The organism is Caproicibacter sp. BJN0012, from assembly GCF_035986805.1.
Lineage (GTDB): Bacteria > Bacillota > Clostridia > Oscillospirales > Acutalibacteraceae > Caproicibacter.
In genome coordinates, this window is the sequence record NZ_CP142518.1 from 865,532 (window position 1) to 879,638 (window position 14,107).

The following is a 14,107-nucleotide window of genomic DNA, read 5'->3' on the forward strand; positions in this document are numbered from 1 at the left end:
ACATGAATTTGTCGAGGTACAAAAATCAGGCGCAAGGGAAAGCTTGTTGCTTTGCTCTTACACCTGATAAACATAAGGTAGCAGGTTCTATTTCTGCAAATTCATAAAAAATTTTTATGAAATCATTTGAAGCTTCTAATACAAGCCCCCATCAAAAACGCCATCCACAATAGATTTTTAGCCTGAGAGCGTTTTTCGTTTGTCTCCGGTTGGTAGCACACTGATTACCACCACGTTGATTGACCGCTATACCTTCGGAATACCCCAGCCTAAGCTTTACAGATAAGCTGGAATCACTTACAACGGTGGTCTTCATCCGAGGAATTTAACGGCAGCGCTCGGAAGTGTTGCAATCAGTTAAAATCTTCGCTACAATAAAATAATTAGGAGGCAGAGTATGAATAATGGATTTATTGGGACAAAGGAACATTTTAAGCAAATGGGGGCCAGAATAAAGGCTATAAGGATTTCAAAAGGCCTTACACAGAAAGATGTTGCCAACAAAATTGATATCACATTAAAACATTATGAAAAAATAGAGGAGGGGGACGGTTCCCTTTCGATACCTGCTTTTACAAAAATTTGTCTCATTCTTGGCAGTGACATGAATGAAATCATATATGGAGAATCGTCACACAGTTCTGACTTCATCAATCTTTCTGAATTTTCTGAACTAAAAGAATATGATCAAGAAACAATTAAAGAAGTGATTAATATATTAGCAGACAGATTTCGAAGAAAAAATGAAAAGCAATAGGTAACAATGGAAGGACTTAAGTTTTTGACATCATTATGTGATGCCATATGTGGGTATAAATATTATTGACATATACTATATATTGCGATATACTACATTTGTAATTGATTTTTGTGCGTTCCCTTCTGGGATGGTGAAAAAACTCACTTTGCACACGTTGTTTAAGTTTGTAATCAAAGTGTCAGTAGGATGGCTGAGCCTTTTAGGCTACAGCGCCAACTGGCACTTTTTTATATCATTTTTTAAGCCGAGAGGCAGAAAGGAGATTCACTGAAAGATAAACCTATCTCACAAGGGCATATTTACCCCACATCCAATTGACAATTTCGGAAATGTGGGGCATAATATGAATGGGTGATACCATGAGCTTGGTCGTTGCATTAGTAAAAAAAGAAAAGTTACGCAATGCTTTTATGAGAGAACATTACAAGCAGGAAATAGCCGCCCTTCCACGGGGTACCATTGTGAAAAAGAAAGTGGGAAACCATGATTATTACTATATCAAATACCGCAGCGGCAATAAGACAGTTACCGACTATTTAGGAAAGAATCCAGAGAAAATTGAACAAACCAGACAGCAGCTTCAAAAGCGAAAGCATGATGAAGAAATGCTGTCCGAGCTGAATAAAGAGCGCGATATGATCATAAAAATGCTGGAGGATGAAAAATGATTATCTATCACGGCAGTGATATAATTGTAAGTGAGCCTAAAATACTGCAAAATCAAAGGCTCCTTGATTTTGGAGTTGGATTTTACACTACAACGAATCAGGAGCAGGCGGCCAGATGGGCAAAGAAGGTTTGCATGAGACGCAAAAGTAGTGTCGGATATATATCTGTTTATGAACTGGATATGGATGCTGCTAAGACAGATTTAATTATTCTGCGATTTCCCGTCCCAGACGCGCAATGGCTGGACTTTATCTGCGCCTGCCGCTCCGGCAGACAAACCGTTACAGATTATGATATGGTGATCGGCCCTGTGGCGGATGACAATGTCTATATTACCGTTAAGCTGTTTGAAACAGGAGTCCTGGATAAAGAAGAAGCGGTAAAACGGTTGAAGGTTGAAAAACTCTTTAATCAGGTGCTATTCCATACGGAAAAAGCGCTTTCATACTGCACCTTTCAGAATTCTATTGTTTTGGAGGGAGAAGAAAATGGATAAGGAAAAATTTGACGCGGTATTTCCAATCATAGTGGCAGCACTGACGAACAGAATCACAGCTGAAAACCAAATATCAGACGAAAAAGCGATTGCGGAATTTTATACTTCACAGCTCTATTCCGCTCTTGAAAATGAACAGACCAAGGTCTGGCAGTACAGCACGGAGAAGCTGTATGATCTGTACAGAAAAGAAAAAGAAAACGGCAGTCTGGAACTGCCTGAGTATTGAGGTGATAACGATGAGCAGGACAGTTGAATTTAAAGTGTTTTGTTTGGAAGCATACAAAAACGCGCACCAAATAAACGGCGCTGCTGCACTGGATGCTTTTAATAAATACGGTGTTTTTGACTATATCAATTCCTTTTATGATGTGCTGCATTCAACCGGCCAGCAGTATATTGTGGAGGATATTGATCTGTATATCAAAGCAAGGCAGCCACTTCTGCAATAAGTAGGCCCTAGTTGCAAGCAAAGCAGGAAAAAGCCGCGGGATTTGGATTGCCCTGTGGCTTCTTTTTTTATAATTCTGATTCTTCGTTCTGGAGAGTTTGGTCTTATTTCCATTACCTCTTCAAAGGTCATTTTCTCAAGCTTATTAGCGGGAAGATGCTTGTAACATCGAACTCGTTAATCGAGTGCACCTACCCTGTACACAGAGTACGAATTCCTGACTCTCCGCCGGCCTATCTCAATGGGCTTGCTTTGAAATGTTGCTCTCCTGATTACAATATATAGATTTACACTATTGACTAAATCAATATATTGTGATAAACTTAATCCGTAATTGATTTTTGTGCGTTTCCCTCTTGGGTTTATCGGGTTCTCCCGAATTGCACACGCTGTTAAGCTTGTATGTTGTCAGCAGAGTACTTGCGCCTTAAAGGCCGGTAGTTTGCTGGCTTTTTTATTTTTTCGGGAGATTTCTCCCCAATAAGCGAGAATGACAATGGTTTGCAGATTTTCTGTAAACGCCAGCTTTTTGCTGTTTTGTCATTCTCGCTTTTTTGTTGCCCAAATGCCGGTTAACGGCTTTGAGGATATGTCAAACAGAAAGGCGGTCATGCAAATGAATGTCAGAAAAAGGTGGAAACCTGGCGGCCGACGGCGGCAACGATCCTCTTCTGAAAAATGGCTGGAAGAAAGAAAGAAGGATTTAAGCGGTGGGCAGCGTGAGCAGCTTATTGTTGGTCCGGCCCTTGTTCCCCGCAAAAGCCGGAAGGAGGAGTAACATGCCTATAGTACGTTCCCCATCATATCGGCCCCTTGTCCTGGTGGACACGGCCAATTTGCCGGAGAAAGTATGGTTGGAATATCGCCGACAAGGGATCGGTGGAAGCGACGCCTCGGCGGTCCTCGGCATATCACCGTTCAGAACCGCGCGGGACCTCTATTACGACAAGCTGAACGTAGTATCACCGGAAGACGATGAGGATAACTGGGTCGCTAAAAAAATGGGGCATTTGCTGGAGGATCTGGTCGCGGAGATTTTCCACGTCAAAACCGGGTTCCGGGTTTACCAGATCAAGAAGATGTTCCAGCACCCGGAACACCGCTTTATGCTGGCGGATATCGACTTTTTCATCGAGCTTCCGGACGGCACTACAGCAATCCTCGAAATCAAAACCACCAACTACAACGCAAAGGAGAAATGGTGGCACAACGGCGAGGAAATTGTCCCCCTCTACTACGAAGTACAAGGGCGCCATTATATGTGCGTCATGAACATCGACCAGGTGTACTTCTGCTGCCTGTACGGGAATAACGAGGATGAAGTCATCATTCGGCACATCGCCCGCGACCCAATGTATGAGTCGGAGCTAATTGCGCTGGAAGAGAACTTCTGGATGAATCATGTGCTGGCACAGGCACCACCATCCTACACCGAAGATGGCGACCTGATCGAACAGAGCCTGCGGCGACATCTCGGACCGGCCGATGAGGGTGCGCCGGCAGTCGTCCTCAATATGGGGTTGACTGCTAATTTGATGCGCTATCTGGAACTGCAGAAGGAAAAGCAGGAAGCGGATGCCCAGTCCCGGAAACTTGACAGCCAGATGAAGCGGCTGCGCGCCTTTATCATTGAGCAAATGGGAAAGAGCTGCACCGCAGTCTGCGAAAACAACGGAGCCAACTATATGGTGACCTATAATCCAGTGCGGAAAGCGGAAATCAAAAAGGACGATCTGACCCGCCTGCGTCTGCAGCTGCCGGAAGTCTATGAGCGGTTCGTAACGATTTCTGAAAGCCGTCGATTTCATGTAAAGATGAGCAAGCCGGAAGCGGCCTGATGCCGCTGCGGAAAGGAGCATATATGAAAAAAATGAAGGTACAGGTACACAGTATCGGCATTTTGAGCGTTATCAGCGCGGTTCTCGCGGCATTAAAGCTGGCCGGGCTTGCGCATTGCAGTTGGCTGATGGTAATTGTCCCGCTGTTGCTGGGCTGCGCAATTGATGTAGTCATTCTCCTGCTGGTTCTTTTGTGGATCAAGTGGAACGACTGGAGGGAGCGCGGACGATGAGCTATACCGGCACATATGATAAGACCGTCTTTTATAATCCGGTCAATAAATACTGCATCATCTGCATCAAAACAGACGATAAAAATATTCCTCCCCATGCACGCAGCACATATCGGCGCGCGGACCACCTGATTCGCTTTACAGCCGTGGGCTACGATTTACCCCGTACCGACGCGGTGAAGCTGGAACTGGACGGAGAATGGAAAACGGATGAAAAACATGGCTGCCAGCTTCAGGTGGAGCAGTGGAAAGAGATCATCCCACATACCAAAAACGGTGTACAGGGCTATCTATCCTCCGGCCTTCTGAAAGGCATCGGGGAAAAGACCGCTGCCGCCATCATAGACCGTTTCGGGGTCGAAGCGCTGAATATTCTGGAAAACCAGCCGGAACGTCTGCTGGAAATCAAGGGCATTACGGAGGAACGTCTGAAGGACATCAAAACGTCCTATTCCGAAAGCAGGATGCTGCGCGATATTATGACGCTTCTTTCTCCCTTTCAATTGACGCCAAAGGCTGCGCTTAAAATCTATGAGTATTTCGGCCCTGCCAGTCTGGACGTCCTGAAAAAGAGCCCTTACGCTTTGTGCCAGATTCCCGGATTTGGGTTTAAGAGGATTGACGCGATTGTACGCAAGACAGACTGTCCGCTAAACGATCCTATGCGAATCAGCGGGGCCATCTTCTACGCGCTGGACGACAGCAAAAACAAGGAAGGGCATCTTTATTTGGAGCATGAGGTGCTGGTAAAAAGCGCGTTCACATTGCTGAACGAGAAAATCCCGCTTCCCCAGATGCGTGTGCGCCGGCAGGAGGTTAAGGATGAACTGCAGACTATGATTTTGAATGGCGACGTGGTATCCAACCGAGAAAACATCTATCTGCCGAAAACCTTTGAATTGGAAGATGAAACGGCAAGACGTATCAGCCAGATTCTGCTGGAAGTTCCACCGAAGGACCGCATCGCCCACCCGCTGGAAGAAATCAAGGAGCAACTGGGGATCTCCCTGTCCAAGAAGCAGGAGGAAGCCGTTGAGATGGTGTTTCAGCACAACTTGAGCATCATCACCGGCTCACCCGGTACCGGTAAAACTACAGTGTTGAAGACGGTGCTTAAGGTCTATCAGAAGCTATATGAAACGGGGAAAATTGTGTTGGCCGCCCCGACCGGCCGCGCCAGTCGACGTATGGCCGAAAGCACGGGATTTTCTCAGGCCCAGACATTGCACAGCGCATTGGGGTTGCTGGGCGAGGACGCTGAAAACAAATTTTGGAAACGGACAGAAGCTCTGGATGCAGACCTGGTTATCGTGGACGAATTTTCCATGACTGACATGTGGCTTGCAAAGCAGCTATTCTCCAGAATCAAGCCTGGGACTAAAATTCTGCTGGTAGGCGATGCCGACCAATTGCCCAGCGTCGGCGCTGGAAACGTATTTCGGGAGCTGATTGGCTGCGGGTTGATACCCGTGACCGTGCTGGACGAGATTTTCCGTCAGGCCAAGGATAGCCTGATTGCCCACAACGCCAAATTTATCAACGAGGCAAAGACAAGCCTGTATTACGGCAATGATTTTGTATTTGTAAAATGCAAGACACAGCCGGAAGCCGCCGCCGCGATTCAGAGGATTTATTTCGATGAAATTGCGAAAAGCAGTATTGAGCAGGTGCAGATTCTTTCCCCGTTCCGCTCTGATGGAGAGGCTTCCGCAGAAAAGCTAAATGAAGTCATCCGCGAGCGGGTCAACCCAGCCGCAGAGGGTGTGGATGAACTGAAAGTTGGGCTCCGCATTTTCAGAGTCAACGACCGGGTAATGCAAACCAAGAACAAAGGAGAAATCTCAAACGGGGATGTGGGATTTATCCGGAAGATTCAGAAAGATTCTTCCGGAGCCGACCGCATCCTGATCGAATTTACCGACGACCGTTCCGTAGAGTACGGGGCCGAGGACATGGGCACCATTGAACTGGCCTATGCCATGACGGTTCATAAGGCCATGGGCTCTGAATACGACACGGTGATTATCCCGATTTTGTCGGCACACACCATCCTGCTATACCGAAATCTGGTCTATACCGCTATCACTCGCGCCAAGCGCAGGGTGTTTCTCGTAGGGCAGAAGGATGTGCTGTTCATGGCGATTCACCGCACGAAAATTGATAAGCGGAATACGTTGCTGGGTCAGCGGATTACCCTTTACTATAAAGCGTTATCAAAAAAACGCGGTAACGGACAAGTCGCCTGAGTTGGAAACAGTGAAAAATTTATTGTTAAGAATGAGATGCACGTGCAGAAAAAGGCACCGGCATCTCGTGTTTTATAAGAAAGGGGATTTTTAAGATGAATGCAAACAAAAACGGCGATCTGATGTACGACGCAATTCCATCCGTGGCGGAACTCAACAAGGTTCCCGGTTTTGATCCGCGCAAATTTCTGCGCAGGACCATTTCGGAAACCTCAAAAGAGGAAGTACAGAAGCTGGACCTCAAGTACAAGAAGCTCTGGTTTCGGCTGGCACATCCCACCGGACGCATCAAAATGAGCGCCCTGCGCATTACCGACCAACTCGCTATCATCGAGGCACGGGTCTATTTGGACAAGAGAGATCCGGAGCCGGTGGCAAGCTTCACTTCCAGCCGCTCCATTAAGAACACCCCCGGTGGCCTGTACGTTCAGGCAGCACAGTATGAAGCACAGGACGTGGCGCTTACCGATGCAGGCTTCGGCCTGCAGTTCTGCGACGTCAACCAGGCACCTGGGGAGGAACGCTTTGGAACGGAAATCCCGATGCGTGAAGCGCAGAAAACAGCGCCTGAAGCCACAACTCCTGACAAACAGAATGTTTCCCCCGTTGCAGAAGACTCCCCTGCCCCCGAACAGGATGGATGGGTGGAAATGCCGGAGTCGGAGTTTCCGGAACAGGCTGCTGCGGAGCCGTTGCGGACGACGGAAGCCGAAGCTCCGGACCCACAGATTCGAAAGCAGGCTGATCAATCGCCTGCCTCTGTGCCTGTCGGAGCAGCCGCATCCGTTGAAAATACGGCTGTTTCCACCGTGTCCGCTACGGAGCGCGTCTCTGCCGAAATGCCCCAGACACGGAATCCAGTAGAGAATGTTCCCGCAAGCGAAAGCCAGCGAGCTGTCGTAACGGAATTTCCCGCTGTACCTGTTCGTGGGGACGCACCTGCGGAAGAGACAGCGGCTGAGCAGGCTGGCGCTCCCAGCTACACTCCGGATATGCCGGTGGAGGAAATCCTTTCGATGATGACGCTGGAAGAAGCGCAGAACCTGATTGTAGACGTGGGCACCTGTAGCGGCTGGACAATGGCTCAGGTTGCCGACCGCAGGGCCGCAAGCCTGAAATGGTATGTCTATGGCTACAAAGGTGACAACAATATTTTGAGGGCGGCCGCACAGATGATGCTCGAATTTTCCACAGCGCAGAAAGCCGGCTGAGCTTTCCCGCAAGGGAAAGGCGCGGCGTAAAGAGAGGGGGTGCTGCCTATGGCCTCATGCCCGCAGAATTTTCCGTTCGGCATTCTGGATGTCGTGGAACTGCTGCACCTGAAAATCAGGCGTCGACAGGCAAACAGCATCTATGTGGACTGCCCGATCTGCGGAGATAAACGGGGCAAGATGAATGTGAACTTCTCAAAAAATGTCTGGCACTGCAACTACTGTGATGAAGGCGGAGGGATGCTGGCTCTGTACGCGAAAGTGTATGAAATCAGCACCTCGGACGCCTATCGGGAAATCTGCGAGGCACTGCAGGCAGGAGGCCCGGCGCCGTCTTACGAAGTGAAGCAGCCGGTTTCCAAGGAGGAAACACAGGAGGTTCCCCAGTCCGAGCGTGCCGGTACTCAGGAAATTCATCAGACACTTTCCCTGTTGTTTGGTATGCTTTCTCTTTCAGACGCCCACCGAAAACATCTTCGTTTGAAGCGTGGTCTTACCGACGCGCAGATCGACGAATTGGGCTATAAGAGCACCCCTCCCCCCTGCCTGCGCCGTTCTTACACGGAGCGGCTGTTGAAGCAGGGCTGCACCGTACAGGGCGTTCCGGGCTTTTACTTAAATGAGGACGGCAAATGGACGGTAAAGTTCTATAAGCGCACAGCGGGGATCATTATCCCCGTACACGGAATTGACAGTCTGATCCGCGGCGCTCAGATCCGTCTGGATGTTCCCATTAAGAATAAGGACGACCCGCCGGACAAGGAAGGGACAAAATACATCTGGCTATCATCTTCTAATAAAAAAATGGGGGTCACCTCCGGCAGCCCAATCCACTTTGTAGGCAACCCTTTTTCCCGAGTGGTTTATGTGACGGAAGGCTATCTGAAAGCCGATGTCAGCCATTATCTGATTCACCGTTCCTTTGCCGCGACAGCGGGAGCAAACAACGTCAGTCAGCTCGGGCCGCTTTTTGCATTTCTGTCGCAAAACGGCACGGAAGTGATCGTGGAAGCGGAAGATATGGATAAATTCAGAAATGACAAGGTGACTAGGGGTGCATCACAGATTTACCTGATGGCACGACAGTATGGCATGGAGTGCAGGCGCTTAACGTGGAACCCCAACTATAAGGGAATCGACGATTGGCAGCTTGCACTCCACCGTAAAAATTTATTAAAGGAGGATAGACAGATGAATTTCAAGCAGCAGTACCTTTCCGGGCAGTGTGACTTTGCTTATATAGACGATTGTGTGGAGACATGGCACAAGGCACCCGAAAATGGAACCGGCCTGGTGGAATTTCTGGGCCTGACAGAACAGGAATACGAAAGCTGGCTCCAGGACGGAAGCGGCAAAACACTACAGCAGCTTCTGGAAGCACAGCGCCGGCATCAGCATTTCCGCATCTATCAGCTGGAATTTACGAATGGCATGGAACCAAAGTCCTTTGCATTCCTCGGGATCAGGGCTTTGCGCAAGGCCGGCTATCTACAGCCGCCAGCTGCGGAATACCGGCTGATGTGTAATTCGAAAATGATCTGCCCGAAAGAGCAGACGGATGAAGAAATATTGCGCCGGATTTTTAATCGATACAATGATACTCTCCCTAAAGAATATCCGGGACGCAGTATCGCACCTTCCGATGTTGTGGAGCTGTACGACGAGAAAAAACGCAGTTACTTTTACCGTGATACGGACTCCTTCGTCCCGGTGCGTTTTTCTCCCTTTCTGGCGCTTCCAATGCCGAAAAGCACATCGGATGAGGATAGCAAGATCGCTGAAAGTGACGAATAAAGAACCGTTCCGGGCGATTCTGTGTCTATTAAGAAGGCTGAGGACCCTCGGGACCTGTTCTGAATAATGTTAAAAGAATGGCACGATGCGAAGTTGTTTCGTATCGTGCCTTCTCATTTTAGAAAGGAGAACAATGATGGGCGTTTTTTCAGAAATGAGCATGGAAATGGATGCTGAAAATCAATGGGACCTTGAAGCACCGCCAATCGACAGGGAGATACAGCCGTTCAGTCTGGACGAACCCTCCGAGGACACAACGGCGCCAACAGGTGGGCTGGAAATCTTTGAGGACGAGGAAACGCAGCAGGCGGAGGCGGATAATGCACCCGCTGCTCTTGCCAAATTGATGGGGCGATCAACGCCGGACGGTTCAAACGATACGCCCGCGGAAGAAGAAAAAGAACAAATAAAACAGGAATCCGCCGAGGAAATCCAAAAGCGCGCAGAACAGGAGTCTGACGAAGATAATCAAAAGCGCGCGGAGTATGAAGCCGCCGAAGCCAAGCGGAAAGCCGAGTGGGAGGCTAAGCAGCAGGCCAAAAAAGAAGCGGAGAAGGCTGCACTCCAGAAACTTGCCGGCATGAGCGATGATGAGGTCATGATGGCCTCCATGAAGCATGTGGGCGACGATTCCGAGCGCCTGACACGCCGCAACATGAAGGTCTGCATCACGGAGCATATCCAGACACGGTGCCTGGACGATGCCGCTTTTGCGCGGCAGACTATGCACCCTCACAAAAACATGATCCACTGCTTCTATTACATCAACCGCAAGGCGCGAGAGCATATCGAACAGGAAATGAAGGACAACGACGTCAAGCCGGAAAACGGCGTTTATGGCGGCGATGTGCCGGACGACCTCTGTTATCAGTGGGCCGAAGATTACTTCATGGACCCGGATGCAGAGGAGGATAAGGAGAAGGACGAAGAATTCGTGCCAAAGCCTTATATCAGTAAGACTTCTTCCCAAAGAAAGAAAAGGCCGGAAAAGAAAAAACCGGAACCGAAGAAATCCACTCCGACCGCAAAGTCGGCAGAGACAGACGGTGAACAACAGTCATTGTTTTCCGCGCAGATGTCGTTCTTGGATGTTGCTCAGAAAGCGTCGGCATAATGGCGGCATCACGAAAAAGGAGGTTCAATACGCATGATTGCATATAAGGCATTTGAGCCTGGGTTGGTTTGCCGCGGCTATCAGTTTTCCATGGGCGTGAATGTGACCGAAAAAGCGAACTGCCGGGCAAACGGTTTTCACTCTGCTGAAAATCCTCTGGATTGCCTAACCTATTACTCCAATTTAGATAAGACGGAGTTTTACCTTGTAGATGCCCGGGGTGATATCGACGAGGACGGTACGGATACGAAGATCGCCTGCACCGAGCTCGACATCATTAAAAAGCTGAGCCGGGAGGAAATCTTCCTGCATGGTCTGGCGTATATGGTCGATCATCCATTTCAAAAGTGGAGCTCCCATGTGCGGCAAGACCGTGCGAAAGCTGCAAACGGTTATGCCGTCGTGCGAGGAATGGACCCGCTTGCCTGCGGTGAATTGGGTGACATTCTCGCTTTTGCCAAGGAGAATCCGAAAAGCGGCAGCGTCCTGCAGGTAGCCATGGCGTGTGTGAATGGGACCAAAATCCTGCCCGGCGTCTGGTATGGCGCCGATCTGACCGAAAGGCAGGTGGCGTGATTTGAATAAGCGGAAATTACAAAAGCTGCGTGTACTGACGGCAACGCCGAAGATGATGCGGGTGGCTTTGGCAGATACCCCACGCCTTGTAAAACGCTATTACGACGAGCAAGAAGTCTACGAATACGGGTTATATATGCGTGCCTGGGTTATAGACGACATTCTCAAGGTGGCCTTCTTTTTGCCGGAGCATATGCGCTCCGGTGGTCGAAACGCCGCTTATGAGCTGCTCGTTTCACACGCGAGCAGACAATTCATTACCTATGACCATCTGCACGAGAAATGGCTGACCGCTAAGCTGGATATGCTGCAGTGGCCGCGTTACAGCGTCAACTCAGAAAAGAAATGGATCAGCAAGACGGATTACGCCGTCATTCAGAAATATTTAGCCACTGACGAAGGCGGCTACTCCGGGCTGCTCAAATACCAGCGGCAGATTCGGGAAGAGGAATTAAAACAGCGCCACAAGCGGGAAACGGACCCCTGGGACGCCGATCTTGAACAGATTCCTAAGCTCCCTAAAGATTGGAAACGATGGGTATCCAAGGTCGGCATCACACAAAACTATATTTTCTATCAGTATAAGAGGCACGGCGCCGAAACAGGGTACTGCACCTACTGCGAAAAGGAGGTGCCCATCAAACGGCCGCGTCATAATGCGGAGGGACGATGCCCTTGCTGCCGTCACCTGATCACTTTCAAATCGGTCGGCAAAGCCGGCACAGTGCAGACGGGGCGCCAATTTATGTACCTCCTGCAGCGATGCAGAGACGGGTTCGTTATCCGCGAGTTTCAAGGCGACCGTAAATATCACAAATGTGAGTACCGGTCACCCACTTGTTCAAGCTGGGAAATCCGCCGGGTGATTTATCCAAGAAATGGCGAAAAACCACGGGCCTACTACTGGGGTGATTATAAGCAGAGCGGAATCCGTTGGATTCGTGGAAGTTTGTGCGGCCCGTCGTGGTGGGAGGACCAATCCGGCAAGGTGTATGGCAAAACCCTGCCCAGCCTTGCAAAAAGAGAAAAGCTGGGCCATACCGGTCTGATTGAAAGACTGCGAGACAAGGGTGCTATCGATCCCGAAGGATACCTTGTTGTGCTCCGTGAGGTGCCTCAGCTGGAGCAAATAGCCAAAGCCGGCCTGTCCCGTCTGGTGGACGAATGTCTCGCCGGATACTATTCCTTCCTCGATCAGCTGCATGCACCAAAAGCAAACAGCCTGACCGGAATGCTTGGCATTGACACACAGGAGTTGAAGCGGCTGCGCAATAGTAACGGCGGCAGTCTTTTCCTTGATTGGCTCAAGCATGAAAAGGCGACCGGCAGGCTGATTCCCGATGAGGTGATTTCCTGGTTCTGTGCTGAGAAAATCAAAGCGGAGGATCTGAAATTCATCAGAGACAGAATGAGTGTGGTACAGGTCCGTAACTATGTACGCAGGCAGATGTCGGAAAACAAGATGAGCAGCAAAGAGGTTTTGATCACCTGGTCGGACTATCTTTCCATGGCAAAGCGCCTGAAGATGGACACTGATGATGAAATCATTTTTCGTGTACGGAAGCTGCGTCAGCGCCATGACGAACTGGTAAGCCGTTGTCAAAAGGAATTTGCCATCCTAGCATGTGAGATTATCGAAAAATACCCTCATGTAGATGACATCTGCCAATCGTTGAAAGAAAAATATGAATATTCAGGCAAAGATTACGCTGTTGTAGCACCTAGCTGTATAGAGGACATCATGCTGGAAGGCCGTAATTTATCCCATTGCGTCGCAGAAAGTGACCGCTATTGGGATCGTATCGAGCGGCAGGAGACCTATGTGCTGTTTCTTCGTAGAGCCTCCGCGATCGATAAGCCCTATTATACGCTGGAAGTTGAGCCTGACGGTACAGTTCGGCAAAAACGGACCAAATTTGACCGTCAGGAAGCGGACATTGACGATGCGAAAAAATTTCTGGCTGAATGGCAGAAGGTAGTTACCAAGCGGATCACGGTAAGTGACCGTAAACTGGCCGAAAAGAGCCGCATCCTGCGCAATCAGGAGTATGCGCAGCTCAGAAGCGACCATGTGATCATCCATACCGGGGCACTGGCGGGAAATCTGTTGGTCGACGTTCTGCTGGCCGATCTCATGGAAACAGACGAAGTGAAACCAGCTACTGCCGAAAGAGCAGCGGCCGCGTAAAAATCAACGGGTCCGGGCGCGCCGATTTGACGCGCCCGGAAAAGGAGGATGCTTATGGTACAGAAGAAAATCGTCTACTCGATCAGCGGCTACCGGTATGCACCGGAGAGCTTTCACGCTTACAAAGGCGTTACAAAAAGCAAACAGCATAAAATTCCGCTTTCCGACGAACAGAGGGGCACCCTGGGTTATCTTTATTTGACGCAGGGCGCTGAGCCCGCAATCGCCTTTATCAAGCGCGTCGAGCGGGAACGGGAGCATAAGAGCAGGCTTTACATGACCTACGGCTTTTTAACACGGGAAGATCCCGGTACTTATCTGTTCTGCAAGGACATTCGCTGCCGCACGGACGCCCCTCTTTATTGGCGCATGGCTACACTCAGAGAGTTCAAGGAATATCTGGAGAGCATCGGCGGCAGAGTGGAGCAATCCGCGAAATGCCTGCTTGACGGACAGTACCGTGCCACGAACAACAAAAAAATTGCCTCACGGCGGATTACAGCCGCCCGGTTATGATTTATCTCACCGTGG

General features: G+C 49.5%; 15 protein-coding genes. All 15 read left to right on the forward strand.

Annotated features, from left to right (window positions below):
• Positions 1-397 precede the first annotated feature (397 nt).
• The 15 genes from VA597_RS04155 to VA597_RS04225 all read left to right on the forward strand — a co-directional run bounded on the left by VA597_RS04155 (position 398) and on the right by VA597_RS04225 (position 14,092).
• Positions 398-757 carry a helix-turn-helix domain-containing protein gene (locus VA597_RS04155; protein ID WP_326975255.1) on the forward strand — a complete coding sequence of 120 codons (360 nt, stop codon included), beginning with the start codon at positions 398-400 and terminating at the stop codon, positions 755-757.
• Between the two features lie 350 nt (positions 758-1,107).
• Complete coding sequence (locus VA597_RS04160; protein WP_326975256.1) at positions 1,108-1,428, forward strand: hypothetical protein; 321 nt, start codon at positions 1,108-1,110, stop codon at positions 1,426-1,428.
• Positions 1,425-1,925, forward strand: a complete 501-nt coding sequence (locus VA597_RS04165; protein WP_326975257.1) for a DUF3990 domain-containing protein — start codon at positions 1,425-1,427, stop codon at positions 1,923-1,925. Before VA597_RS04160 ends, VA597_RS04165 begins: the two co-directional genes overlap by 4 nt.
• Positions 1,918-2,154 (forward strand): hypothetical protein, encoded by a 237-nt coding sequence (locus VA597_RS04170; RefSeq protein WP_326975258.1) that lies wholly within the window; start codon positions 1,918-1,920, stop codon positions 2,152-2,154. The genes VA597_RS04165 and VA597_RS04170 overlap by 8 nt, the downstream gene beginning before the upstream one ends.
• Positions 2,155-2,164: 10 nt before the next feature.
• The gene (locus VA597_RS04175; protein ID WP_326975259.1) at positions 2,165-2,377 is read left to right on the forward strand and encodes a DUF3791 domain-containing protein; all 213 of its coding nucleotides are present in this window, start codon (positions 2,165-2,167) and stop codon (positions 2,375-2,377) included.
• A gap of 495 nt (positions 2,378-2,872) precedes the next feature.
• A complete protein-coding gene (locus VA597_RS04180) occupies positions 2,873-3,154 on the forward strand; it encodes a hypothetical protein (RefSeq protein ID WP_326975260.1) in 282 nt (93 codons plus the stop codon).
• 1 nt (position 3,155) lies between these two features.
• Positions 3,156-4,214 (forward strand): YqaJ viral recombinase family nuclease, encoded by a 1,059-nt coding sequence (locus VA597_RS04185; RefSeq protein ID WP_326975261.1) that lies wholly within the window; start codon positions 3,156-3,158, stop codon positions 4,212-4,214.
• Between the two features lie 23 nt (positions 4,215-4,237).
• Entirely contained in the window at positions 4,238-4,447 is a 210-nt protein-coding gene (locus tag VA597_RS04190; protein WP_326975262.1) for a hypothetical protein, read from the forward strand.
• Positions 4,444-6,693 (forward strand): SF1B family DNA helicase RecD2, encoded by a 2,250-nt coding sequence (gene recD2, locus VA597_RS04195; RefSeq protein ID WP_326975263.1) that lies wholly within the window; start codon positions 4,444-4,446, stop codon positions 6,691-6,693. Before VA597_RS04190 ends, recD2 begins: the two co-directional genes overlap by 4 nt.
• Positions 6,694-6,788: 95 nt before the next feature.
• Positions 6,789-7,904: a hypothetical protein gene (locus tag VA597_RS04200; RefSeq protein WP_326975264.1), complete on the forward strand. Its 1,116-nt coding sequence runs from the start codon at positions 6,789-6,791 to the stop codon at positions 7,902-7,904.
• Positions 7,905-7,952: 48 nt separating this feature from the next.
• On the forward strand, positions 7,953-9,698 hold the full coding sequence (locus VA597_RS04205; RefSeq protein WP_326975265.1) for a YodL domain-containing protein: 1,746 nt from the start codon (positions 7,953-7,955) through the stop codon (positions 9,696-9,698).
• Between the two features lie 166 nt (positions 9,699-9,864).
• Positions 9,865-10,812 carry a Cas9 inhibitor AcrIIA9 family protein gene (locus VA597_RS04210; RefSeq protein WP_326975266.1) on the forward strand — a complete coding sequence of 316 codons (948 nt, stop codon included), beginning with the start codon at positions 9,865-9,867 and terminating at the stop codon, positions 10,810-10,812.
• 33 nt (positions 10,813-10,845) lie between these two features.
• A complete protein-coding gene (locus tag VA597_RS04215; protein ID WP_326975267.1) occupies positions 10,846-11,388 on the forward strand; it encodes a DUF7666 domain-containing protein in 543 nt (180 codons plus the stop codon).
• A gap of 1 nt (position 11,389) precedes the next feature.
• Positions 11,390-13,576 (forward strand): PcfJ domain-containing protein, encoded by a 2,187-nt coding sequence (locus VA597_RS04220; RefSeq protein ID WP_326975268.1) that lies wholly within the window; start codon positions 11,390-11,392, stop codon positions 13,574-13,576.
• 54 nt (positions 13,577-13,630) lie between these two features.
• Positions 13,631-14,092, forward strand: coding sequence for a hypothetical protein (locus VA597_RS04225; protein WP_326975269.1), 462 nt, complete (start codon positions 13,631-13,633; stop codon positions 14,090-14,092).
• The last annotated feature ends 15 nt before the right edge of the window (positions 14,093-14,107 follow it).

What these genes read in the sequence shown, in the direction of transcription:
- recD2 (WP_326975263.1), top strand. Translation starts at nt 4,444, where the DNA reads ATGAGCTATACCGGCACATATGATAAGACCGTCTTTTATAATCCGGTC.
- VA597_RS04165 (WP_326975257.1), top strand. Translation starts at nt 1,425, where the DNA reads ATGATTATCTATCACGGCAGTGATATAATTGTAAGTGAGCCTAAAATA.
- VA597_RS04210 (WP_326975266.1), top strand. Translation starts at nt 9,865, where the DNA reads ATGGATGCTGAAAATCAATGGGACCTTGAAGCACCGCCAATCGACAGG.
- VA597_RS04190 (WP_326975262.1), top strand. Translation starts at nt 4,238, where the DNA reads ATGAAAAAAATGAAGGTACAGGTACACAGTATCGGCATTTTGAGCGTT.
- VA597_RS04185 (WP_326975261.1), top strand. Translation starts at nt 3,156, where the DNA reads ATGCCTATAGTACGTTCCCCATCATATCGGCCCCTTGTCCTGGTGGAC.
- VA597_RS04180 (WP_326975260.1), top strand. Translation starts at nt 2,873, where the DNA reads ATGGTTTGCAGATTTTCTGTAAACGCCAGCTTTTTGCTGTTTTGTCAT.
- VA597_RS04225 (WP_326975269.1), top strand. Translation starts at nt 13,631, where the DNA reads ATGGTACAGAAGAAAATCGTCTACTCGATCAGCGGCTACCGGTATGCA.
- VA597_RS04155 (WP_326975255.1), top strand. Translation starts at nt 398, where the DNA reads ATGAATAATGGATTTATTGGGACAAAGGAACATTTTAAGCAAATGGGG.
- VA597_RS04215 (WP_326975267.1), top strand. Translation starts at nt 10,846, where the DNA reads ATGATTGCATATAAGGCATTTGAGCCTGGGTTGGTTTGCCGCGGCTAT.
- VA597_RS04200 (WP_326975264.1), top strand. Translation starts at nt 6,789, where the DNA reads ATGAATGCAAACAAAAACGGCGATCTGATGTACGACGCAATTCCATCC.
- VA597_RS04170 (WP_326975258.1), top strand. Translation starts at nt 1,918, where the DNA reads ATGGATAAGGAAAAATTTGACGCGGTATTTCCAATCATAGTGGCAGCA.
- VA597_RS04175 (WP_326975259.1), top strand. Translation starts at nt 2,165, where the DNA reads ATGAGCAGGACAGTTGAATTTAAAGTGTTTTGTTTGGAAGCATACAAA.
- VA597_RS04160 (WP_326975256.1), top strand. Translation starts at nt 1,108, where the DNA reads ATGGGTGATACCATGAGCTTGGTCGTTGCATTAGTAAAAAAAGAAAAG.
- VA597_RS04205 (WP_326975265.1), top strand. Translation starts at nt 7,953, where the DNA reads ATGGCCTCATGCCCGCAGAATTTTCCGTTCGGCATTCTGGATGTCGTG.